The sequence below is a fragment of the Luteimonas colneyensis genome (genome assembly GCF_014836665.1).
Taxonomy (GTDB): Bacteria; Pseudomonadota; Gammaproteobacteria; order Xanthomonadales; family Xanthomonadaceae; genus Luteimonas; species Luteimonas colneyensis.
This window is the reverse complement of record NZ_JACSQJ010000001.1, coordinates 71,729-93,418: the sequence shown is the minus strand read 5'-3', so window position 1 is coordinate 93,418 and position 21,690 is coordinate 71,729. Positions and strand designations below refer to the sequence as shown.

The window sequence follows — 21,690 nt, the reverse complement described above, 5'->3', positions numbered from 1 at the left end:
CGCGCGTAGGATGGACACCCGCTTCCCCGCGAGGACTTCACGATGGCCCGATGCCGCCTGCCGCCGGTGCCAGGTTCGGAGATCACCGGCGAAACCGTCTACCGCGACCGCCGCCGGCTGCTGAAGGCCTTCGCGCTGGCGCCCGCGCTCACGGTCGCCGGTTGCCGCGGCGAGCCGCCGCCGCCCGTGGACGTACCGCGGGCTGCCGCCCGCAAGCCCGGGGCCGGTTTCGGGGCCGATGAACCACTCACCCGCTACGAGGACGCCACCTCGTACAACAACTTCTACGAGTTCGGCAGCGGCAAGGCCGACCCCTCCCGCGCCGCGAAGACGCTGGTGACCTCGCCCTGGTCGGTGGCCGTCGGCGGCGAATGCGCGAAGCCCGGCACCGTGCCGCTGGAGACCCTGCTCAGGGGCCTGGCCCCGGAGGAGCGCGTCTACCGCATGCGCTGCGTCGAAGGCTGGTCGATGGTGATCCCCTGGCTGGGCGTTCCCCTGGGCGAGGTGCTGAAGCGCTTCGAGCCGACCGCGGACGCGAAGTTCGTCGCCTTCACCACCCTCGCCGACCCGCGCCAGATGCCCGGCATCCGCGCGCCGATCCTCGACTGGCCCTATCGCGAGGGCCTGCGCATCGACGAGGCCATGCATCCCCTCGCGCTGCTGGCCACCGGCATGTACGGCAAGCCGCTGCCGCAGCAGAACGGCGCGCCGCTGCGGCTGGTGGTGCCGTGGAAGTACGGCTTCAAGGGCATCAAGTCGATCGTGGCCATCGACTTCCTGCGCAAGGCCCCGCGCACGTCGTGGAACGACATGCAGCCGCGCGAGTACGGCTTCTTCGCCAACGTGAACCCCGCGGTGGACCATCCGCGCTGGAGCCAGGCCACCGAACGCCGCATCGCCGGCGACGGCAACCGGCTGTTCGCCGACCGCATCCCTACCCGGCCTTTCAACGGCTACGCCGACCAGGTCGCCTCCCTGTACCAGGGCATGGACCTTGCGCGCTGGTACTGAGCGCAAGGCGTCCGGCGATGGCGCGGTCGTGGCGGCGAAGACGTTGTTGCACGCCGCGGCGCTGCTGCCGCTGGCGCTGCTGGGCTGGAAGGCCTGGCTGGTGGGCGGCGGCGGCGACATCGACGCGCTGGGCGCGGACCCGGTCGCGGCCATCGAACACGAACTCGGGCTCTGGGCGCTGCGCCTGCTGCTGGTGACGCTGGCAGTCACGCCGCTGCGCCAGCTGCTGGGGCAGCCGGCGCTGCTGCGCTTCCGCCGCATGCTCGGGCTCTGGGCGTTCGCCTATGCCAGCTTGCACTTCTGCGCCTGGCTGGTGCTCGACCTGCGCGGCTGGTGGAGCCAGGTCTTCGTCGAGATCGCCGAGCGGCCCTACATCACCGTGGGCTTCGTCGCCTGGCTGCTGCTGGTGCCGCTGGCAGTGACCTCGACCCGCGGCTGGATGCGGCGGCTGGGGCGGAACTGGGGCCGGCTGCACCGCCTGGTGTACGCCATCGCGGCGCTGGCGGTGCTGCACTTCTGGTGGGTGGTGAAGTCCGACGTCCGCGAGCCGCTGCTGTACGCGTCGATCCTCGCCGTCCTGCTGGGATGGCGGCTGGTGCGACGGCGCCAGCGAAGTGCGCGGGCGCCCGCCCGGGCCTCAGCCGGTGCCGAACAGCAGTAGCAGCGCCAGCAGTCCCGCCAGCACGGCCGCGGCCAGCACCAGCCATGGGAGGTGCATCACGCTGCGGCCGCGCCCGGGCACGGCCTCCCCGGCGTGGTCGCCGTCATCGCGCGCGACCCGGTCGACGATCCCCACCGGCGCCTCGAGCACGAACCGGTGGTGGGCGTCGAACACGACCTGGTCGCCCGGCTGCAGCACCGCATCGCGCACCGGCTCGCCGTTGACCAGGCTGCCGTCGGCCGAACCGAGGTCGCGCAGCACGACATCGCCGCGCAGAAGTTCAAGGCGCGCATGGCGCTCGGCGAACGCGGGCTCGTCGATGCGGATGTCGGCCTCGGGCGCGCGCCCGACCAGGCGCGGCCGCTCGAGCGTCAGGCAGCGACCGTGGTAGCGGCCGCCGACGCCGCGCAGCACGATGCGCACGTCGCCGGACTCGCCGGTGCTGTCGCCGAAGCCGCCCGCCGGCTGCGTTGGCGGACGCGACGCGACCACGCGGATGCCACTGCCGTCGACGAAGATGGAATCGCCCACGCGCAGCATCGCCATCCGCAGGACCGGCCTGCCGTTGACGTGCACGCCGCGCGTGCCCTCGGGCACCGTCAGCCACACGCCGCGCCGGTCGACGCAGAAGTTCACGAGCGGCGACGATTCGACCGGGCCGAGGCCGGCGCCGTCGCGCGGCCGCCCCACGCCGTGCACGCCGACGGTCAGCGGGTGGTCGTTGCCGGCGGAGTCGAAGCGCAGCCTGAGGGTATCCATGCGCGGTGGAATCTATCACGCACGGCCCCTTGGATCGCCGCCTGCGCGGCTCCAGAATGGAGTCCCACCTCTTGCGGACCCAGCATGGCCGGCATCGACATCCAGCACGCACACGCGCTGCCCCCTCCCCGCGCGCGCGACGCCGTGCAGCACGTGGCCGACAAGCTGGTGGAGCGTTTCGGCGTGGAGTGCCGATGGCAGGACGATGCGCTGCACTTCAGCCGGGCCGGCGTCGACGGCCGCATCGCGCTGCTGCCCGGCGCGGTGCGCGTGCAGGCCGAGCTGGGCTTCCTGCTGTCGGCGATGCAGGGACCGATCGAGTCCGAGATCCGGCGGGTGCTGGACAAGCACTTCGCCTGAGCCTCCGCGCGCGCAGGGCGCCGCCTTGCGTCTATATTCCCGGCAAGGTCCGACGACAGGGGTACGGAATGCTGCAGTGGCTGTTGGCGATCGTCGCCGCGCTGGCGGTAGGAGGCGCCGCGACCTGGTTCGCGCACGGACCGCTGCGGCGGCGACACGACACCGACGCCGGGATCGCCGCGCTGTCGGCCATGTCCTGGCGCGCCTTCATCCACCTCGTGCTCGAGGCGCTGGACCGCCGCGGATACCACCGCCTGGTGGACCGCGAGACCCCGGCCGGCGACGACGACTACACCCTGGTCCGCGACGGCGGGCACTGGCTGCTGTCGGCGAAGCACGGCAGCTCCTTCGTGCTCGGCCGGCCGGCGGTGGCGGCGCTGTCGGAGGCCATGCGGCTCGCCGGCGCCGCGGGCGGGCTGCTGGTCACCCAGGGACGCATCGACGGCGAAGCACGCAGCGCCGCGCACCGCCAGCCGATCGAGCTGCTCGACGGGGCCACCCTGTGGCCCGAGCTGCGCCCGCTGCTGCCGGCGACGGTCCTGGATCCGATCACCGAAGCTTCGGGCAGGCGCGCGCGCGAGCGCAGCCTGGCGGGATGGCTGCTGGCGCTGATCGTGGGCGTCGCCGTGTTCGCGCTGTTGCCCACGCCGGACGTCGCCTCCCGTTCAGGCCCGGCGGACACCCGGCCCCCTGCAGCCGGCCCCACTGCAGCCGGCGCGCCCGTTGACGGAGCCAGCGGCGACACCGCCACCGCCGGGCCCGTGGCCGACCCGGATGCCGCCACCCTGGAACGGCAGCGCCGCGAGCTCGCGGCGGCGATCACCACCCTGCCGATGGTGGCGACCACGCTGTGGACCACCGCCTCCACCCTGGAAGTGATCCTCGCCGACACCCGCGAGGATCCCGTGGCGAAGATCTGCCCGCTGGTCGAACGCTACCCCGCCCTGGCCGCCTCCAGGATCCAGCTGACGCCGCCGCCCGGCAGCGACCGGCCGGTGCGGTTCCGGCAGTGCCGCAGCTACTGAGGGCAGCCCGGACCGCCTGTCATGCAGGCGTCACCGGACCGACATCATCGGGTCACCGCCAGAGCGTGAAATGCCCCGCGTGGCCCGCCGGGGAGCGTTCCGGCCCGCGGCGGCCCCAGGTCATCCTCCTCGTCTCCTGACTGTAGAACGCTTCATTTTGCGGGCCCTCCGGGGCCCGTCTTTTTGCGTGCGCACGGCCGCCCGGCCCAACTGCGACACGACTCGTCATGAAGCTGTCATAAAAACATCATCCAATGTGCGCAAGCCGCTTACGGCTCCTCGCCCACAACGGAATCCGCCATGACCACCTTCCCCAAGCTGCGAATCGCTTCGCTCGCCCTCGCCTCGGCGCTGTTCGTCGCGGCCTGCCAGCCCTCGGGCGACCCTTCGGCCACGGCCGGCGCGGATGCCGCGGGCGAGCGCGTCGCCACCCAGGTGTCCGGCGCGGGCGCCTCGTTCATCTACCCGCTGGTCTCGAAGTGGTCGGCCGACTACAACGCCGCCACCGGCCGCCAGGTCAACTACCAGTCCATCGGCTCCGGCGGCGGCATCGCCCAGGTCAAGGCCGGCACCGTCGATTTCGGCTCCAGCGACAAGCCGCTGTCGAGCGAGGAGCTCGCGGAGGCCAACCTCGGCCAGTTCCCGTCGGCCATCGGCGGCGTGGTGCCCGTGGTGAACATCGAAGGCCTGGCGCCCGGTGCGCTGAAGCTCACCGGGCCACTGCTGGCCGACATCTTCCTGGGCAAGGTCACGACCTGGAACGCGCCCGAGATCGCCGGCCTGAACCCCGGTCTGGCCCTGCCCGACGGCAAGATCAGCATCGTCCACCGCTCCGACGGCTCCGGCACCAGCTTCAACTTCACCAACTACCTGTCCAAGGTCAGCGCCGACTGGAAGGCGCAGGTCGGCGAAGGCACCTCGGTGTCGTGGCCGCTTGGCGTCGGCGGCAAGGGCAACGAGGGCGTGGCCTCCTACGTGCAGCAGATCCAGGGCGCGATCGGCTACGTCGAGCTGGCCTATGCGCTGCAGAACACCATGCCCTACGCCTCGCTGCAGAACGCCGAGGGCAACTTCGTCGAACCCAGCGCCGAAAGCTTCGCCGCCGCCGCGCGCACCGCGGACTGGGCCTCGGCCAGCGACTTCAACCTCGTCATCACCAACGCCCCGGGCGCCGAGTCCTGGCCGATCACCGCGACCAACTTCATGCTGATGCCGAAGCAGCCGAAGGACCCGTCGCGCAGCAAGGCCGCGCTGGAGTTCTTCAAGTGGGCCTTCGAAGAGGGCCAGGCCCAGGCCAGCGAGCTGCACTACGTGCCGCTGCCCGCCGAGCTCGTGCAGCAGATCGAGGCGTACTGGGCCGCCGAGTTCCAGCAGGGCCAGTAAGGCGACCGTGCCCGCCGCACCCGCGGCGGGCATCCTCCAGTCCCCGGGACACCGATGAACGCCACCGCCCTGACCGCCTCCGCGCCCGGCCGCCGCGACCTCCGCGACGCACGCGCCGACCGCTGGTTCCGCTACGCCCTCTTCGGCACCGTCGTGTTCGTGCTGCTGGCCCTGGCCAGCGCCATGCTCTCGATGCTCTGGGGCGGCCGCGAGGCCCTGCAGTCGCAGGGCCTGTCGTTCTTCTTCTCCGCGGAATGGAATCCGGTGGAGAACCGGTACGGCGCGCTGGCGCCGATCTACGGCACCGTGGTCACCGCCGTCATCGCCATGTTGCTCGCGGTGCCGGTGAGCTTCGGCATCGCGGTGTTCCTGACCGAAGTGGCGCCGCGCTGGCTGCGCGGACCGGTGAGCGCGGCGATCGAGCTGCTGGCCGGCATCCCGTCGATCATCTACGGCATGTGGGGCCTGTTCGTGCTGGTGCCGGTGATGACCCGCCACGTGACGCCCTGGCTCAACGAGCACCTCGGGACGATCCCCGGCGTCGGCATCCTGTTCCAGGGCCCGCCGCTGGGCATCGGCGTGCTGACCGCCGGCCTGGTGCTGGCGATCATGGTGGTGCCCTTCATCACCTCCGTGATGCGCGAGGTCTTCCTGACCGTGCCCACGCGGCTGAAGGAATCCGCCTACGCGCTCGGCGCCACGCGCTGGGAGGTGTGCTGGGACATCGTCCTGCCCTACACCCGCTCGGCGGTCATCGGCGGCGTGTTCCTCGGCCTCGGCCGCGCGCTGGGCGAGACCATGGCCGTGGCCTTCGTGGTCGGCAACAGCGTGCGCCTGACCCCCTCGCTGCTCGAACCCGGCACCACCATCGCCGCGCTGATCGCCAACGACTTCGGCGAAGCCACCGAGACCTACCGGTCGGCGCTGCTGCTGCTCGGCTTCGTCCTCTTCATCGTGACCTTCGTGGTGCTGGCGCTGGCGCGGCTGATGCTCGCGCGGCTGGCGCGCCGGGAGGGCAACTGATGTCCGCCCTGGTCTCCGAGCGGCTGTACCTGCGCCGCCGCATCACCAATGTCCTGGCGCTCACGCTGTCCTGCGTGGCCGCGGTCGTCGGCCTGCTGTTCCTGGGCTGGATCCTGTGGACCCTGGTGTCCAAGGGCATCACCGGGATCAACTGGGAACTGTTCACGAAGGACACCCCGCCGCCGATGGCCGAAGGCGGCCTGCGCAACGCGCTGTTCGGCTCGGCGGTGATGTGCGGACTGGCGATCGTGATCGGCGCGCCGCTGGGCGTGGCAGCGGGTACCTGGCTGGCCGAGTACGGCGCGGCGAGCCGCGCGGCCACGGTCGTGCGCTTCGTCAACGACATCCTGCTGTCGGCACCCTCGATCGTACTCGGCCTGTTCGTCTACACCCTGCTGGTGATGAACACCGGCGGCAGCTTCTCCGCCTTCGCCGGCGCCGTGGCGCTCGCCTTCATCGTGCTGCCGGTGGTACTGCGCACCACCGACGAGATGCTGCGGCTGGTGCCGGCGCAGATGCGCGAGGCGGCGCTGTCGCTGGGCGTGCCGCAGTGGAAGGTGATCGTCCAGGTGCTCTACCGCAGCGCCTCGGCCGGCATCGTCACCGGCATCCTGCTGTCGCTGGCGCGCATCAGCGGCGAGACCGCGCCGCTGCTGTTCACCGCCTTCGGCAACCTGTACTGGAACAGCAACGTCATGCAGCCGATGGCCAGCGTGCCGGTGGTGATGTACCAGTTCGCCGGCAGCCCCTACGAGACCTGGCAGCAGCTGGCCTGGGCCGGCGCCCTGGTGCTCACCACCTTCGTGCTCCTCATCAGCCTCGGCGCGCGCGCCCTGCTGCTCCGCAAGCGCGTCACCCATGACTGATCCGACCCAATCCTGGACCCTTCCGATGAACGACGCTCCCGCCGCCGCCGCCACCGAATATGGACGCGCCCGGCTTGCCACGCCCACGCCGCGCAGGCCTGCGGGCGAAACCGCGCCGGTGAAGCTCTCGGTGCGCGGCCTGGACTTCCACTACGGCAGGTTCCACGCGATCAAGGGCGTGGCGATGCAGATCCCGGAGAAGCGCGTGACCGCGCTGATCGGGCCGTCGGGCTGCGGAAAGTCGACGCTGCTGCGCGTGTTCAACCGCATCTACGCCCTGTACCCGGGCCAGGTGGCCAGCGGCAGCATCCTGCTCGACGGCGAGGACATCCTGTCGCCGAAATACCCGATGAACCGCCTGCGCTCGAAGGTCGGCATGGTGTTCCAGAAGCCGGTGCCGTTCCCGATGACGATCTACGAGAACATCGCCTACGCCATCCGCCACCACGAGAAGCTGTCGAAGAGCGAGATGGACGCGCGCGTGGAATCGGCGCTGCGCCAGGGCGCGCTCTGGGATGAGGTCAAGGACAAGCTGGGCCAGAGCGCGCTGGGCCTGTCGGGCGGGCAGCAGCAGCGCCTGTGCATCGCCCGCGCGGTGGCGCTGAAGCCCGAGGTGCTGCTTCTCGACGAGCCGACCTCGGCGCTGGACCCGATCTCGACAAGCCGCATCGAGCAGCTGATCGAGGAACTCAAGGTCGACTACACGATCGTGATCGTGACCCACAACATGCAGCAGGCCGCGCGCGTCTCGGATTACACCGCCTTCATGTACCTCGGCGACCTGATCGAGCACGATACGACCGAGACCATCTTCTCCAATCCCTCGAAGCAGCAGACCGAGGACTACATCACCGGACGGTTCGGATGAACAACACCCCCAACGACCACATCGTCCGCAGCCACGACGAGGAGCGCCAGCGCCTGATCGGCGAGATCCTGCGCATGGGCGAGCTTGCCGTCGCCCAGCTCGAGGCCGCGCTGGACGTGGTGGAACGCCGCGACGACCGCGCCGCCGGCCACATCGTCGCCAACGACGAGGCGATCGACGCGCTCGAGCGCGAGGTCAGCCACGACGCCATGAAGCTCTCGCTGCGCGGGCCGCTGGCGCGCGACCTGCGCGAGATCCTGGCCGCGCTGCGCATCGTGTCCGACATCGAGCGCATCGGCGACTACGCCGCCAACATCGCCAAGCGCTCGATCGCGCTGAACCAGGCGCCGGCGCTGCCCGTTGCCAGCGGCCTGAAGCACGTCGGCGCGCTGGCCGTGCGCCAAGTGCGCGACGTGCTCGAGGCCTACGTCAACCACGATCCCGAGGCCGCGCAGGCGGTCCGCGACCGCGACGCCGCGCTCGACGCCGAGTACACGCGCCTGTTCCGCGAACTCCTGACCTACATGATGGAGGACGCGCGCGCGATCACCGGCTGCACCCACCTGCTGTTCATGGCCAAGAACCTCGAGCGCATCGGCGACCACGCCACCAACATCGCCGAGAACATCTGGTTCATGGTGCGCGGCGAGGACAACCTGCCGCCTCGCGAGAAGGCCGACGACACCAATACGACGACCTGACGGCGCTCCCTGCGGCGTCGACGCGGCGTGAACGGGGCTGCTGCATACTGGCGTCCCCGCGGCCGTCCGCCGCCCTCCGAGGAACGCCAAGATGTCGAAGTCAACCGCCAAGCCCGTTGCCCTGGCCATGGCCACCGCCCTCGGCGGCATCGCGCTGTCGGGCGCCGCGTTCTCGATGGCGCCGCTCGCGGGCGGCTACATGCTCGCCGCCCAGGATGCGCCCGTCGCGGACACGCCGGCCGTGGCCAAGGACGGGGAAGGCCGCTGCGGCATGGATCGCAGCGACAGCGACGGCGACGGCCGGATCTCGGCCGCCGAGTTCGGCGCCGCCCATCCCGAGAAGGATCCGTCCTATTTCGCCGGCATCGATGTCAACGGCGATGGGTTCATCGACAAGGCCGAGCACGACGCGCACCACGCTGCCCCCAAAGCCTCCAGCGACCAGACCGACGAGGCCGACAAGGCCGCCCACGAGGGCAAGTGCGGCGAAGGCAAGTGCGGTGGCTCCGGCGCCTGCGGCGGCGCGGCCTGAGTCCCTGATGGATCCCGGGCGCGGCGTGCCGCGCTTCGCGTGGCCATGACCGTCGCCCCGCTGCCCACCCGCGCCGTCGGCCTCGGCCTGCGGCGCGCGCTGCTGCAGGACCTGCTCGCGGCGCCCGCCGGCAGCTTCGATTTCCTCGAGGCCGCCCCGGAGAACTGGATCGGCGTCGGCGGCGCGCCGGGCGAGGCCTTCGCCCGGCTGGCATCGGAGCATCCGCTGGCCTGCCACGGCCTCTCGCTGTCGCTGGGCGGTCCCGCCCCCCTCGACGACACCTTCCTGCACACGCTGCGCCGCTTCCTCGACGCGCACCGCGCCGCGCTCTACAGCGAGCACCTCAGCGCCTGCGGCGACAGCTTCGGCCAGCTCTACGACCTGCTGCCCCTGCCCTTCAGCGACGAAGCCGTGCACCACGTGTCGGCGCGCATCCGCCGCGCGCAGGACGTGCTCGGACGCAGGATCGCGGTGGAGAACATCTCCTACTACGCGACGGTCCCGGCGACCGGCACGGACGCGAGGCCGCTGACCGAACTCGAGTTCATCAACGCCGTGCTCGCCGAGGCCGACTGCGACCTGCTGCTGGACGTCAACAACATCATCGTCAACGCCACCAATCACGGCTACGACGCCAGCGCGTTCCTGCGCGGCCTGCCGGGCGCGCGCGTGGCCTGCATCCACGTCGCCGGGCACCGCGACGAAGCCCCCGGCCTCAAGATCGACACCCACGGCGCCGCGGTGGCCGATCCGGTCTGGCAGCTGCTGGCCGAAGCCTATGCGCTGGTCGGGCCGCGCCCGACCCTGCTCGAGCGCGACTTCGACTTCCCGCCCTTCGAAGAACTGCTGGGCGAGCTCGCGGTCGTGCGCGGCCACCTCGCCGGCGCGCCGGCGCGCAGCCGGGCGGCCTGACGTGCAGGACACGCTGGCGGCCGGTAACGCCCTGCGCGCGCAGCAGGACGCGTTCAGCGCGCACATCCGCGACCCCGACCGGCATCCGCCGCCGCCCGGCATCGACCCGCGGCGCATGCAGGTCTACCGCGACCTCTTCTTCAACAACGTCTCGCGCCTGCTCGCCGGCAACTTCCCGGTGATCCGCCGCATCCGCGGCGACGCCTGGCCGGCGATGGTGCGCGCCTTCTACCGCGACCACGGCTGCCGCACGCCGCTGTTTCCCGAGCTCCCGCGCGAGTTCCTGCGCTGGGTGGAGGACAGCGACGGCCATGAGCCCTGGCTGCCCGAGCTGGCGCACTACGAATGGATCGAACTGGCGCTGCAGATCAGCGAAGCGACGGTGGACGACATCGCGCACGACCGGCTCGACGCCCCCGGCATCGACGCCGCCGCCGCGCTGCTGGACGGCCGGCCGCTGCTGTCGCCGCTGGCCTGGCCGCTGGCCTACGCCTGGCCCGTGCACCGGATCGGCCCGGGATTCCTGCCGGCTGCGCCGCCTCCGGCGCCGACCCTGCTCCTGCTGCACCGCGACGCTGGCGGCCGGGTGCGCTTCCATTCGCCCAGCCCCCTGGCCTGGCGACTGCTGCAACGCCTGGACGAAGCGCCGACCCTCGGCGGCCGTGCGCAGCTGGAGGCGCTCGCCGCCGAAGCCGGCGCAGCCGCCGATGCGGGCTTCCTCCGGGAGGGGACCGCCATGCTGCTGCGCTGGCACCACGAAGGCATCGTGGCCGGCGTCCGGTGCGACAGCGACGATGGCGGGGCCGGCGCCGTGCTCGGCTAGACTAGCGCCGGTGACCAGCCCGCTCCCGCCCCAGGCCCCCGAGGCCACGCCCGCCTTCGCGCCCATGTCCGCCCGCTTCCGCGGCTACCTGCCGGTGGTGGTGGACGTGGAGACCGGTGGCTTCGACTGGAACCGTCACGCGCTGCTGGAGATCGCGGTGCTGCCCATCGACCTCGACGCAAACGGCCGCTACGTCCCTGGCGAAGGCGCCAGCGCGCACCTGGTGCCCGCGCCGGGCACCGAGATCGACCCGAAGTCGCTGCAGGTCACCGGCATCGACCTCGACCATCCCTTCCGCTTCGCCAAGCCGGAGAAGGACGCGCTGGAGCACGTGTTTACCGCCGTGCGGGCCGCGGTGAAGAAGCACGGTTGCCAGCGCGCGATCCTGGTCGGGCACAACGCCCACTTCGACCTCAACTTCCTCAACGCCGCGGTCGCCCGCAGCGGCCACAAGCGCAACCCCTTCCATCCCTTCAGCGTGTTCGACACCGTAACCATGGCCGGCCTGGCCTACGGGCAAACGGTGCTCGCGCGCGCCGTGCAGGCGGCCGGCCTGGACTGGAACAGCGAAGACGCGCACTCGGCCGTCTACGACACCGAACGCACCGCCCAGCTCTTCTGCACCATCGCCAACGCCATGGGCCGCTTCGCGACGCCCGCAACCTGAGGGTTGTTCCGGCTCCGGGTTGGGGTGCGGGAAAAGCTTTTTGCCACGGATTACGCGGATAACGCGGATTTACACGGATAAAGCAAAGGCAGGAGAAAAAGCTTTTTTGCCACGGATTTGCGCGGATTACGCGGATCTGGCCGAGGCAAGATTGACGCCAGAAAGCCCTTCTGAATGAAGAACAGGTGCAGTGCGTGGCGCAGGCACCGGCCTCAGCCAGATCCGCGTAATCCGCGCAAATCCGTGGCTGAAGAAAGCTTTCCGCCTTTTCCGCTTTTTCTGCCTTTCCGCTCTATCCGTGTAAATCCGCGTTATCCGCGTAATCCGTGGCAAAAAAAGCTTTCCCGGCAAACCACCTAGAGCCGCTGCCGGACGGCTTCGAAGAGGCAGACCCCGGCAGCCACGGAGACGTTCAGGCTTTCGACGCCGGCATCGGCGGCGCCCGGCATCGGAAGGGCGACCAGCTGGTCGCAGTGCTCGCGGGTCAGGCGGCGCAGGCCCTCGCCCTCGCCGCCCAGCACCAGGGCGACGTTGCCGCGCAGATCGATGCCGTACAGCGACGCTTCCGATTCGCCGGCCAGTCCGTAGATCCACACGCCCTGCTTCTGCAGGTCGCGCAGGCTGCGCGAGAGGTTGGTGACGCGCACCACCGGGATCGCGTCCGCGGCGCCGGCGGACGTCTTGCGCACGGTGGCGTTGACCTGCACGGCCTTGTCCTTGGGGATCACCACCGCGGTCACGCCCGCGGCCGCGGCGCTGCGCAGGCAGGCGCCGAGATTGTGCGGGTCCTGCACGCCGTCGAGCACCAGCAGCAGCGCGCGCCCTCCAGCGGCCTCGACCAGGCCCGGCAGGTCGTCCTCGTCGTGCGTCCTTGCCGCCGCATAGCGCGCGACGGCGCCCTGGTGGCGCAGGCCTCCGGCGACGCCGTCCAGCGCCTGCTGCGCCACGCGACGCACCTCGATCCCGCGCCGGCGCGCGTCCTCCTCGATCGCCGCGATGCGCGGATTCTTCGCGCCCGCCTCCAGCAGCACTTCGCGCACGTTGTCGGCGTCGTGGTCCACGGCCGAGGCGACGGCGTTGATGCCGACGATCCACTGGTTCTGCTTGTTGCCCATCGGGCCCTCTTGGTCAGTACTGCTGCTTGGTGCGCTTCGCGGGTTTTCCGCGCGGCGGCGGTGTTGGTTCGCCCTTCCCGCGCTGGCCTTCCTCGACCAGGCGGAAGTCGATCTTCAGTTCTTCCACGCTGGCCTTGAGCACCACGATCCGCACCCGGTCGCCCAGCCGGAACTCGCGCTCGGTGCGCTGGCCGGTCAGTGTCTTGCGGATGGGGTCGAAATGATAGAAGTCGTTGGGCAGCTGGGTCACGTGCACCAGTCCGTTGACCTTGGATTCGTCGAGTTCGACGAACAGGCCGAAGCTGGTCACGCCGCTGACCACGCCCTCGAACTCGCGGCCGACGTGCTCCTCCATCCAGGCCGCGCGGTAGCGTTCGTCGACCTCGCGCTGGGCCTCGTCGGCGCGGCGCGAGCGCTCGGAGCACTGCAGCGACAGCGCCCCCATCTCGTGCGCCGAATACCGGTAGTCCGCGGCGCGGCCGCCGCCAAGCGCATGCTTGATCGCGCGGTGCACCAGCAGGTCCGCGTAGCGGCGGATCGGCGACGTGAAGTGCGCGTAGGCCTCAAGCGCGAGGCCGAAGTGGCCGATGTTGTCCGGCGCATAGACCGCCAGCGACTGGCTGCGCAGCAGCACCGACTCCAGCAGGGCCGCGTCGGGGCGATCGCGCACCGTCTCCAGCAGCCTGCGGAAATCCTTCGGCTTCACCTTCGCCCAGGGCGGCAGGCGCAGCTGGAACTCCTTCAGGAATTCCAGAAGATCCGCGTACTTGCCCTCCGGTGGACGGTCGTGGTCGCGGAACGGCGCGGGGACGCCCACTTCCAGCAGCGCGTGCGCGGCGGCCACGTTGGCCGCGATCATGCATTCCTCGATCAGCTTGTGGGCATCGTTGCGCTGGATCATGCCCGCCTGCGTGACCTCGCCCTGCGGGCCGAGCACGAAGCGCACCTCGCTGGTCTCGAAGTCGATCGCGCCGCGCGCCTTGCGCGCCTTCTCCATCACCTTGTAGAGCTGGTGCAGCTGGCGGACCTGCCCCATCTGCGGCCCGATGAAGGCCTGCGCCGCGTCGCGGTCGGCATCGGGCACGCCGTCGCCCACGGCGTTCCAGACCTGGGTGTAGGTCAGGCGCGCGTGGGAATGCATCACCGCCTCGTGGAATTCGTAGGACACCACCTGGCCACGGCGGTCGACCTGCATGTCGCAGGCGAAGCACAGCCGGTCGACCCTGGGCTTCAGCGAGCAGATGCCGTTGGACAGCGTCTCCGGCAGCATCGGCACGACGTAGCCGGGGAAATAGACCGAGGTCGCGCGCTTCTGCGCTTCGACATCGAGCGGCTCGCCCGGGCGCACGTAGTGCGAGACGTCCGCGATCGCCACGATCAGGCGGAAGCCGTCGCGGTTGGGCTCGCAGTACACCGCGTCGTCGAAGTCCTTGGCGTCCTCGCCGTCGATGGTCACCAGCGGCAGCTTGCGCAGGTCGAGGCGGCGGTTGGCGGTGGCGAAGTCGACGTCCACCGGCACTTCGGCCGCGGCGTCGAGCACCTCGGGCGGGAACTCGTGCGGGATGTCATGCCCATGGATCGCCGCCTCGACCGCGATCGAGGCGGTCAGGCGGTCGCCCAGCACCGCCAGCACGCGGCCGATCGGCGGCCGGTGGTTGTCGGGCGGGGTCACGATCTCGCAGACCACCAGCTGGCCGTCGCGCGCGTCCTGGCGCTCGTCGGCCGGGATCTGCACGTTGCGCTGGATGCGGCGGTCGTCCGGGACCACGTAGCTGATGCCGTGCTCCAGCGCGAAGCGGCCGATCAGGCGCGTCACCCGGCGCTCCAGCACCTCGACGATCACGCCCTCGCGGCGTCCGCGGCGATCGACGCCGGTGACGCTGCCGAGCACGCGATCGCCGTGCATGGCCTTGCGCATCTCGAACGGCGGCAGGAACAGGTCGTCGCCCACGCCGCTTTCCGGGCGCAGGAAACCGAAGCCCTCCGGGTTGGCGATGATCGTGCCGGGGATGAGGTCGGCGCGCGCGGCCGGCACGAAGCCGCCGCGGCGGTTCTTCAGTACCTGGCCGTCGCGCAGCATCGCCGCCAGGCGCTTCTCCAGGGCGATGGAGCGATCGATGTCATGGAGCCCCAGCACGTCCTGCAGGCGTTCGGCGTCCAGCGGGCCGTCGGCGTCGGACAGCACCTGCAGGATCGCCTCGCGACTGGGAATCGGATTCTCGTAGCGGCCGGCCTCGCGCGCGGCCTGCGGATCGACGACGCCGCCGCCGGCGCGCCGGGCTGCGGCTCGCGGAGCGGCGGACTGCGTCCCGGTCGCGGCCTTGCCGGTCGCGGTCTTGCCGGTCGTGCGTGCCTCGCCGCCGAGCGCGGGCTCCGCGCCGCGCGGCTTCATCGCGCGCAACAGTCCGGGATCGGGCATCCAGGCCGGCTGTGCGCCGCCCGCAGCCGCCTTTCGCCCCCCCGCCGCCGGCGCCTTCCTTGCAGCCTGCGGCGTGGCCGGCGTCGACGCCTTGCGGCCCTTGCCCGCAGCAGCTTTCGTCGCACCTGGCTTCGCAGGTTCCGTGTCGCGGCCGGTGCCGCGCTTGCCCGTCTTTTTCGTCATCCGACGATTGTACGCACGCGTCGTGTCGATCCCGTGCGTAAAACCCGTTGACAGACTCGCCGCCGCGCTGCACCATACGCGCCCACCTGCCCAGGTGGCGGAATTGGTAGACGCACTAGTTTCAGGTACTAGCGGGTAAAACCGTGGAGGTTCGAGTCCTCTCCTGGGCACCAGTTACAGCAGAAAACCCGCGCCCCGGCGCGGGTTTTCTGTTTTCCGGCAGGCCGCGGCCCGTCAGCGGCCGGCGCGGCGCACGAAAGGCAGCGCGTTGTGCACATGCGTGGCCGCGATCGCGGCGTGCCCCACCGCGACCGAGATCTGGTTGAGGCCACTGACCACGTCGCCGATGGCGTAGAGGCCGGGCAGGCGCGTCTGCTGGTCGCGGTCGACGATGATCTCGCCGCGCCCGTCGAGCCGGGCGCCGGCCGCGGCGGCCATGCCGGCGCAGGTCTCGAAGCCGAGATAGGCATAGACGGTGTCGAAGGCGACCGGCTCCGCTCCCGGCGGCGCGTAGGTGCAGCGCCGGCCGTCGAAGCCCAGGCGACCGGCTCCGGGCAGCCATTGCACGCCGGCCGTCCGCGACTCGCGACCCGCTTCGCCGCCGTCGCCATCGTCCAGCGGCAGGGCATGCACCGTCGACGAATACCCGCGCAGGAACAGCGCGTGGCCCCCGATGTCCGCGCTCGGCCCGAGCACGCCGATCGACAGGTCGCTGGCCTCGTAGGCATCGCAGATCGAGCAGAGGCGCAGCGCGTGGCAGGCGATCGCGGCTTCCACCCAGGGCTCGTCCGGCAGGCGATCGCTGACGCCGGTGGCGAGGATCACCGTGCGTGCCAGCCAGTGGCGCTCGCCCGCGCGCACCTCGAAGCCCTCTGCCCGCACGGCAATGGCGTCCACCCGCGCCTGCTCGACCGGCACTTCCACCGCCGCGGCCTGCTCCCGCATGCGGCGCAGCAGTCCGTCTCCGGAGACTCCATGGGGAAAGCCCGGACAGTTGTTGCTTTCCGGGATCCAGCGCGCGCGGCTGTCGCCCGCATCCAGCACCAGGCAGTCGCGGTGGAAGCGGCGCAGGTAGCAGGCCGCGGTCAGGCCCGCGGGCCCGCCGCCGACGATGATGCAGTCGATCATCCGGCGTCGTCGGGCGCGGCAGGCGGCGCCTTGCGCTGCGTTCCGCCGTCGTGGCGCGGCATCGGATCGTCGCGCGTGGGCTGGAACGCGTTGCGGTCGCCGCTTCCATGCGGGTATTCGCGCGGCTCGCGGTCGGGCGCATCGGTGCCGGGGGCGTCGGAGGCAGGGCGTTGGTCGCGGGGCATGGCGGGTCTCCACGGTTCGCGCGGCGCGCGCGGCAACGGCCGACACTGCGATCCGATCCCGCAAGGCGGCGTGAATCCCGGCCGGCGGATCCATGGGGTCGCTGGATTCATCGCGCGATCACCGCCGGCCCGTAGCGTTCGGCCATGGCCCCGACCTCCTCCAACCCGCCCCCCGACGACGCCCCACCCGGCTCGCTCGAGGCGGCCGAGGCCGGCCTTCTCTATGTGTGCGACCAGGACCCCGGCATCCGCCGGCTGCGCAGCGGCCGCGGCTTCCGCTACGTGGATCCCGCCGGCAAGGCGGTCCGCGACCCGGCGACCCTGGAGCGGATCCGCGCGCTTGCGGTTCCGCCCGCCTACCGCGACGTGTGGATCTGCACGTCGCCGCGCGGCCATCTGCAGGCCACCGGGCGCGATGCCCGCGGGCGCAAGCAGTACCGCTACCACGCCCGCTGGCGCAACTGCCGCGACGTCGGCAAGTTCGAACGCCTGCCGGCATTCGCCGACGCGCTGCCGCGGCTGCGCAGGAAGCTGCGCACGGACCTCGCCCTGCCCGGTTTCCCCCGCGAGAAAGTGCTGGCCCTGGTCGTGGCCACGATGGCGGACACCCTGCTGCGCGTGGGCAACGACAGCTATGCCCGCGAGAACCGGTCCTATGGTCTCACCACCCTGCGCAGCCGCCATGCGCGCTTCCCGGCCGGCGGCCTGCGGCTGCAGTTCACCGGCAAGGGCGGCAAGCGGCACGACGTCGAGCTCGGCGACCGCCGCCTGGTCCGGATGCTGCGTGCGATGCACCAGCTGCCCGGGCAGCGCCTGTTCCAGTACACCGGCGAGGACGGCGAGCTCCACCCGATCGACTCGAGCATGGTCAACGAATATCTGCGCGACCGGATGGGCGACGGATTCACCGCCAAGGATTTCCGCACCTGGGGCGCCACCCTCGAGGCCTTCCGGCTGCTGGCCGCGTCGCCGCCGCCGGAGGATGCCAGCGACCGCGCACTCGCCGCGATCCAGCAGTCGGTGCTGGGCGAGGTGTCGGGGCTGCTGGGCAACACCGTGGCGGTCTGCCGCAAGTCGTACGTCGACCCCTGCGTCTTCGAAGGCTGGCAGGACGGCAGCCTGTCGCGCGCGGCCGCCAAGGCGCGCGGTCCGCGCCAGTGGGAATCCGCCGCGCGCCGGTTCCTTTCACGCGCCCATGCCCGTGCGCGCGCCGCGGTCACGCGGAGGCAACGCCGCCGGCGCTAAGAAGCATGTCGCATCCACACCGCAGACCGCGAGGCGCGCCATGAGCCGGGACCGGAAAGACCTTCCAGAAGACCACGCTGCACCGCACCGGGACGAGACCCCGGGCGAGCGCGTGGTGCGCAAGCAGAAGGAGAGCGAGAACCAGGACGAGGCGCTGGAGGAAACCTTCCCGGCCAGCGATCCGGTCTCTCCCTTCGTCCCCGCGAAGACGCCCGACTGAAGGTGGCGACCGGCGCCCTGCCCGCGCTGCTGGTGATCGACATGATCGGGTTGTTCGACTTCCCGGGTGCCGACCGGCTGGCACCGTCGGCCGTGCGCGCCGCCCGCGGCGTGCGGACCCTGCGCGACCGCTTCCACCGGCGCGGCTGGCCGGTGGTGTACGCCAACGACAACTTCACGCACTGGCAATCGGACTTCCGCGAGCTGGTCGCGATGGCCTCGGCGACGCCGGGTGCGGCCAGCAGGATCGCGGGGTGGCTGGAGCCGACGCCGGATGACCACTTCGTGCTGAAGCCGAAGCATTCGGCGTTCCTCCTCACCGCCCTGCCGGTGCTGCTGGCCAAGCTGGGCGTCCGCCGGCTGCTACTGACGGGCATGGCCCTGGAAGGCTGCATCCTGGCCACCGCGATCGACGGCAACGCGCGCGAGTTCGAGGTCGCGGTGGCGCGCGAGGCCGTCGCCGGAAAGCCGGAGCTGCGGGCCGCGGCGTTCAAGGTGCTGTCCGGTTCCAATGCCGCCGCCGTGGTCGCGGTCGACCGCGCCCTGGCCTGGTGCGCCCGCCCGGCGCGCTGACCCACGCCCAGGCAGCTTCCGCGGCGCGAGCCGGCGCCGCTGGCGGCCCGGTAGAATGCCGGGTTCCCACGCCACCGCAGTCCCGATGAACGATCCCGTCCGCACCGTCTTCCACGGCTTCGAGCAGATCCCCCTGCGCGAGTACGCCGAGCGCGCCTATCTCGACTACTCCATGTACGTCGTGCTCGACCGCGCCCTGCCCTTCATCGGCGACGGGCTGAAGCCGGTGCAGCGCCGGATCATCTACGCGATGAGCGAGCTGGGGCTCGGCGCCACCTCGAAGCCGAAGAAGTCCGCGCGCACGGTCGGCGACGTCATCGGCAAGTTCCACCCCCACGGCGACAGCGCCTGCTACGAAGCCCTGGTGCTGATGGCGCAGCCCTTCAGCTACCGCTATCCGCTGATCGAGGGCCAGGGCAACTTCGGCTCGCCCGACGACCCGAAGTCCTTCGCGGCCATGCGCTACACCGAATCGAAGCTGACGCCGATCGCCGAAGTCCTGCTGGGCGAGCTCGCACATGGCACGGTGGACTGGGCGCCCAACTTCGACGGCACCCTGGAAGAGCCCACCTGGCTGCCGGCGCGCCTGCCGCACCTGCTGCTCAACGGCACCACCGGCATCGCCGTGGGCATGGCCACCGACGTGCCGCCACACAACCTCAACGAGATCGTCAGCGCCTGCGTGCGCCTGCTCGACGATCCCGATGCCACCGTCGCCGACCTGTGCGAGCACGTGCGCGGCCCGGACTATCCGACCACGGCCGAGATCATCACCCCGGCCGCCGACCTGCGCGCGATCTACGAGACCGGCCACGGCAGCGTGCGCGCGCGTGCCACCTTCGAGAAGGAAGGCACGAACATCGTGGTCACCGCGCTGCCCTACCAGGTCAGCCCGGGCAAGGTGATCGAGCAGATCGCGGCGCAGATGCGCGCGAAGAAGCTGCCGTGGCTGGAGGACATCCGCGACGAGTCCGACCATGCCAACCCGGTGCGCGTGGTGCTGGTGCCGCGCTCGAACCGCGTCGACGCCGAGCAGCTGATGGGCCATCTGTTCGCGACCACCGACCTCGAGCGCAGCTACCGGGTCAACCTCAACATCATCGGCCTCGATGGCCGCCCCCAGGTCAAGGACCTGCGCAGCCTGCTGCTGGAGTGGCTGTCGTTCCGCTCCGACACGGTCACCCGCCGCCTGCAGCACCGCCTCGACAAGGTCGAGCGCCGCCTGCACCTGCTGGAAGGCCTGCTGGTGGCCTTCCTCAACCTCGACGAGGTGATCCGCATCATCCGCACCGAGGACGAACCGCGGCCGGTGCTGCAGGCCCGCTTCGGCCTCAGCGACGACCAGGTCGACTACATCCTCGAGACCCGCTTGCGCCAGCTGGCGCGGCTGGAGGAGATGAAGATCCGCGGCGAGCAGGACGAACTCGCGCGCGAACGCGAGCAACTGGCCGCCGTCCTCGGCAGCAAGGCGAAGCTGCGCAAGCTGGTCAAGGACGAGCTGCTGGCCGACGCGAAGAAGTTCGGCGACGCGCGCCGCTCGCCGCTGGTCGCGCGCGGTGCCGCGCAGGCGCTGGCGGAGACCGACCTGGTCGCCAGCGAACCGGTCACCATCGTGCTCAGCCAGAAGGGCTGGGTGCGCGCGGCCAAGGGGCACGACGTCGATGCCTCGACGCTGTCCTACCGCGAGGGCGATGGCCTGCTCGGCGCAGTGCGCGGACGCAGCACGCAGCAGGTCGCCTTCCTCGATTCGACGGGCCGCGCCTATTCCACGCTCGCGCACGGCCTGCCTTCGGCGCGCGGCAACGGCGAGCCGCTGACCGGCCGCTTCTCGCCCGCGGCCGGCGCCAGCTTCGTGGTCATGGCCAGCGGCGACGCGGACACGCGCTACACCCTTGCGTCCTCGGCCGGCTACGGCTTCGTCACCCGCTTCGAGAACCTGACCAGCCGCCAGAAGGCCGGCAAGGCCATGCTGAGCCTGCCCGAAGGCGCGCAGGTCCTGTCGCCGTCGCCGGTGGGCAGCCTGCAGTCGGACCGCATCGTCGCGGTGACCAGCGCCGGCCACCTGCTCGCCTTTCCCATCGCCGAACTGCCCGAGCTCGACCGCGGCAAGGGCAACAAGATCATCGAGATCCCCAAGGCCAAGCGCGGCACCGAGCGCGTGGTCGCGGTGGCGGCGGTGCCCGAGGGTGGCAGCCTGCTGGTGCACTCGGGCGCGCGCACGATGACCCTGTCCTGGCGCGATCTCGAGGGTTACCTGGGTGCGCGCGGCAGCCGCGGCGGCCTGCTGCCGCGCGGCTGGCAGAAGGTCGAGGCGCTCTCGGTGGAATGATGGAACCCGGCTTCTGGCACGAGCGCTGGCGCGAGGGCCGCATCGGCTTCCACCAGCCGTCGGTCACGCCGCAGCTGGAGCGCCACTGGGACGCGCTCGGGCTGGCCACGGGCAGCACCGTGTTCGTGCCGCTGTGCGGCAAGAGCCTGGACATGCGCTGGCTGGCGGCACGTGGCCACCGGGTGCTGGGCATCGAACTGTCGGCGATCGCGGTCCGCGAGTTCTTCAGCGAACAGGGCCTGGAGCCGACGCTGCGCGAGACGGCGTACGGCCTGCACCACGAGGCCGGCCCCTTCGAGATCATCGTCGGCGATGCCTTCGGCCTCGACCGCGCGGCGCTGGCCGCCTGCGCGGGCGTGTTCGACCGGGCCGCGCTGGTCGCACTGCCACCGGACCTGCGTCGCCGCTACGCCCACTGCACCTGGGCCCCGCTGCCGCAGGGATGCCGGGGACTGGTGGTGACGCTGGAGTATCCGCAGGCGCAGAAGGCGGGACCGCCGTTCGCCGTCGCGGCCGAGGAGATGCTGGCGCTGTTCGGCGAAGACTGGGCGCCTGTCCTGCTCGAGCGCAGCGACATCCTGGCCACGGAACCGCGCTTCATCGAAGCCGGCGTCGACGCGCTGGCGTCGGCCGCCTGGCGGCTGGAGCGGCAGCCAGCGCGCTGACCGCGGCACCCGACCTCCGCTGAAACCTTTGCGCGCCA

At 71.2% G+C, this 21,690-nt stretch carries 23 protein-coding genes and 1 tRNA gene; 19 read left to right on the top strand and 5 right to left on the bottom strand.

The genetic code is table 11. From position 1 onward, the window contains the following. Positions 1-42 precede the first annotated feature (42 nt). Complete coding sequence (gene msrP / locus H9645_RS00405; RefSeq protein ID WP_191727775.1) at positions 43-1,011, top strand: protein-methionine-sulfoxide reductase catalytic subunit MsrP; 969 nt, start codon at positions 43-45, stop codon at positions 1,009-1,011. Continuing rightward, on the top strand, positions 995-1,672 hold the full coding sequence (locus tag H9645_RS00400; RefSeq protein ID WP_191727774.1) for a protein-methionine-sulfoxide reductase heme-binding subunit MsrQ: 678 nt from the start codon (positions 995-997) through the stop codon (positions 1,670-1,672). Before msrP ends, H9645_RS00400 begins: the two co-directional genes overlap by 17 nt. Here H9645_RS00400 and H9645_RS00395 read toward each other — a convergent pair. Further along, the gene (locus H9645_RS00395) at positions 1,649-2,431 is read right to left on the bottom strand and encodes an FHA domain-containing protein (RefSeq protein WP_191727773.1); all 783 of its coding nucleotides are present in this window, start codon (positions 2,429-2,431) and stop codon (positions 1,649-1,651) included. The genes H9645_RS00400 and H9645_RS00395 overlap by 24 nt on opposite strands. An 84-nt stretch (positions 2,432-2,515) precedes the next feature. Here H9645_RS00395 and H9645_RS00390 point away from each other — a divergent pair, with 84 nt between their 5' ends. From H9645_RS00390 to rnt, 11 genes are all read left to right on the top strand, one after another. Beyond that, positions 2,516-2,791: a polyhydroxyalkanoic acid system family protein gene (locus H9645_RS00390; RefSeq protein WP_191727772.1), complete on the top strand. Its 276-nt coding sequence runs from the start codon at positions 2,516-2,518 to the stop codon at positions 2,789-2,791. A 68-nt stretch (positions 2,792-2,859) separates the two neighbouring features. After that, a complete protein-coding gene (locus tag H9645_RS00385; RefSeq protein ID WP_191727771.1) occupies positions 2,860-3,816 on the top strand; it encodes a restriction endonuclease in 957 nt (318 codons plus the stop codon). Positions 3,817-4,116: 300 nt separating this feature from the next. Further along, positions 4,117-5,199 carry a phosphate ABC transporter substrate-binding protein PstS gene (pstS, locus tag H9645_RS00380; protein ID WP_191727770.1) on the top strand — a complete coding sequence of 361 codons (1,083 nt, stop codon included), beginning with the start codon at positions 4,117-4,119 and terminating at the stop codon, positions 5,197-5,199. 54 nt (positions 5,200-5,253) lie between these two features. Then, complete coding sequence (gene pstC / locus H9645_RS00375; RefSeq protein ID WP_191727769.1) at positions 5,254-6,222, top strand: phosphate ABC transporter permease subunit PstC; 969 nt, start codon at positions 5,254-5,256, stop codon at positions 6,220-6,222. Then, a complete protein-coding gene (gene pstA, locus H9645_RS00370; protein ID WP_191728424.1) occupies positions 6,219-7,088 on the top strand; it encodes a phosphate ABC transporter permease PstA in 870 nt (289 codons plus the stop codon). The genes pstC and pstA overlap by 4 nt, the downstream gene beginning before the upstream one ends. Positions 7,089-7,113: 25 nt before the next feature. Next, positions 7,114-7,956 carry a phosphate ABC transporter ATP-binding protein PstB gene (pstB, locus tag H9645_RS00365; protein WP_425490179.1) on the top strand — a complete coding sequence of 281 codons (843 nt, stop codon included), beginning with the start codon at positions 7,114-7,116 and terminating at the stop codon, positions 7,954-7,956. Further along, positions 7,953-8,657: a phosphate signaling complex protein PhoU gene (gene phoU, locus H9645_RS00360; protein ID WP_191727767.1), complete on the top strand. Its 705-nt coding sequence runs from the start codon at positions 7,953-7,955 to the stop codon at positions 8,655-8,657. Before pstB ends, phoU begins: the two co-directional genes overlap by 4 nt. 91 nt (positions 8,658-8,748) lie before the next feature. Continuing rightward, complete coding sequence (locus H9645_RS00355; protein WP_191727766.1) at positions 8,749-9,189, top strand: HvfA family oxazolone/thioamide-modified RiPP metallophore; 441 nt, start codon at positions 8,749-8,751, stop codon at positions 9,187-9,189. A gap of 45 nt (positions 9,190-9,234) precedes the next feature. Beyond that, positions 9,235-10,101, top strand: coding sequence for an HvfB family MNIO-type RiPP peptide maturase (locus H9645_RS00350; protein WP_191727765.1), 867 nt, complete (start codon positions 9,235-9,237; stop codon positions 10,099-10,101). A 1-nt stretch (position 10,102) separates the two neighbouring features. After that, positions 10,103-10,924 carry an HvfC family RiPP maturation protein gene (locus tag H9645_RS00345; RefSeq protein ID WP_191728483.1) on the top strand — a complete coding sequence of 274 codons (822 nt, stop codon included), beginning with the start codon at positions 10,103-10,105 and terminating at the stop codon, positions 10,922-10,924. Positions 10,925-10,988: 64 nt separating this feature from the next. Continuing rightward, on the top strand, positions 10,989-11,591 hold the full coding sequence (gene rnt / locus H9645_RS00340; protein ID WP_191728423.1) for a ribonuclease T: 603 nt from the start codon (positions 10,989-10,991) through the stop codon (positions 11,589-11,591). A gap of 356 nt (positions 11,592-11,947) precedes the next feature. Here rnt and rlmB read toward each other — a convergent pair whose 3' ends face one another. Beyond that, complete coding sequence (rlmB, locus tag H9645_RS00335) at positions 11,948-12,706, bottom strand: 23S rRNA (guanosine(2251)-2'-O)-methyltransferase RlmB (RefSeq protein WP_191727764.1); 759 nt, start codon at positions 12,704-12,706, stop codon at positions 11,948-11,950. 13 nt (positions 12,707-12,719) lie between these two features. Beyond that, positions 12,720-15,125 carry a ribonuclease R gene (rnr, locus tag H9645_RS00330; protein ID WP_225217896.1) on the bottom strand — a complete coding sequence of 802 codons (2,406 nt, stop codon included), beginning with the start codon at positions 15,123-15,125 and terminating at the stop codon, positions 12,720-12,722. 271 nt (positions 15,126-15,396) lie between these two features. Between rnr and H9645_RS00325 the strand changes: the two genes are divergently transcribed. Next, positions 15,397-15,481 (top strand) — tRNA-Leu (locus H9645_RS00325). 61 nt (positions 15,482-15,542) lie between these two features. On the opposite strand, the gene H9645_RS00320 is transcribed toward H9645_RS00325, so the two are convergent. Together H9645_RS00320 and H9645_RS00315 are read right to left on the bottom strand one after the other, a co-directional pair. Next, positions 15,543-16,436 (bottom strand): NAD(P)/FAD-dependent oxidoreductase, encoded by an 894-nt coding sequence (locus tag H9645_RS00320; RefSeq protein ID WP_191727762.1) that lies wholly within the window; start codon positions 16,434-16,436, stop codon positions 15,543-15,545. Then, on the bottom strand, positions 16,433-16,621 hold the full coding sequence (locus H9645_RS00315; protein ID WP_191727761.1) for a hypothetical protein: 189 nt from the start codon (positions 16,619-16,621) through the stop codon (positions 16,433-16,435). The genes H9645_RS00320 and H9645_RS00315 overlap by 4 nt, the downstream gene beginning before the upstream one ends. A 144-nt stretch (positions 16,622-16,765) precedes the next feature. Between H9645_RS00315 and H9645_RS00310 the strand changes: the two genes are divergently transcribed. From H9645_RS00310 to H9645_RS00290, 5 genes are all read left to right on the top strand, one after another. Then, positions 16,766-17,866: a DNA topoisomerase IB gene (locus tag H9645_RS00310; protein ID WP_191727760.1), complete on the top strand. Its 1,101-nt coding sequence runs from the start codon at positions 16,766-16,768 to the stop codon at positions 17,864-17,866. A gap of 40 nt (positions 17,867-17,906) precedes the next feature. Further along, the gene (locus H9645_RS00305; protein WP_191728482.1) at positions 17,907-18,086 is read left to right on the top strand and encodes a hypothetical protein; all 180 of its coding nucleotides are present in this window, start codon (positions 17,907-17,909) and stop codon (positions 18,084-18,086) included. Between the two features lie 2 nt (positions 18,087-18,088). Beyond that, positions 18,089-18,658: a cysteine hydrolase family protein gene (locus tag H9645_RS00300; RefSeq protein ID WP_318240461.1), complete on the top strand. Its 570-nt coding sequence runs from the start codon at positions 18,089-18,091 to the stop codon at positions 18,656-18,658. Between the two features lie 85 nt (positions 18,659-18,743). Next, the gene (parC, locus tag H9645_RS00295; RefSeq protein ID WP_191727759.1) at positions 18,744-20,987 is read left to right on the top strand and encodes a DNA topoisomerase IV subunit A; all 2,244 of its coding nucleotides are present in this window, start codon (positions 18,744-18,746) and stop codon (positions 20,985-20,987) included. Continuing rightward, on the top strand, positions 20,987-21,652 hold the full coding sequence (locus tag H9645_RS00290) for a thiopurine S-methyltransferase (protein WP_191728421.1): 666 nt from the start codon (positions 20,987-20,989) through the stop codon (positions 21,650-21,652). The genes parC and H9645_RS00290 overlap by 1 nt, the downstream gene beginning before the upstream one ends. Positions 21,653-21,690: the final 38 nt, after the last annotated feature.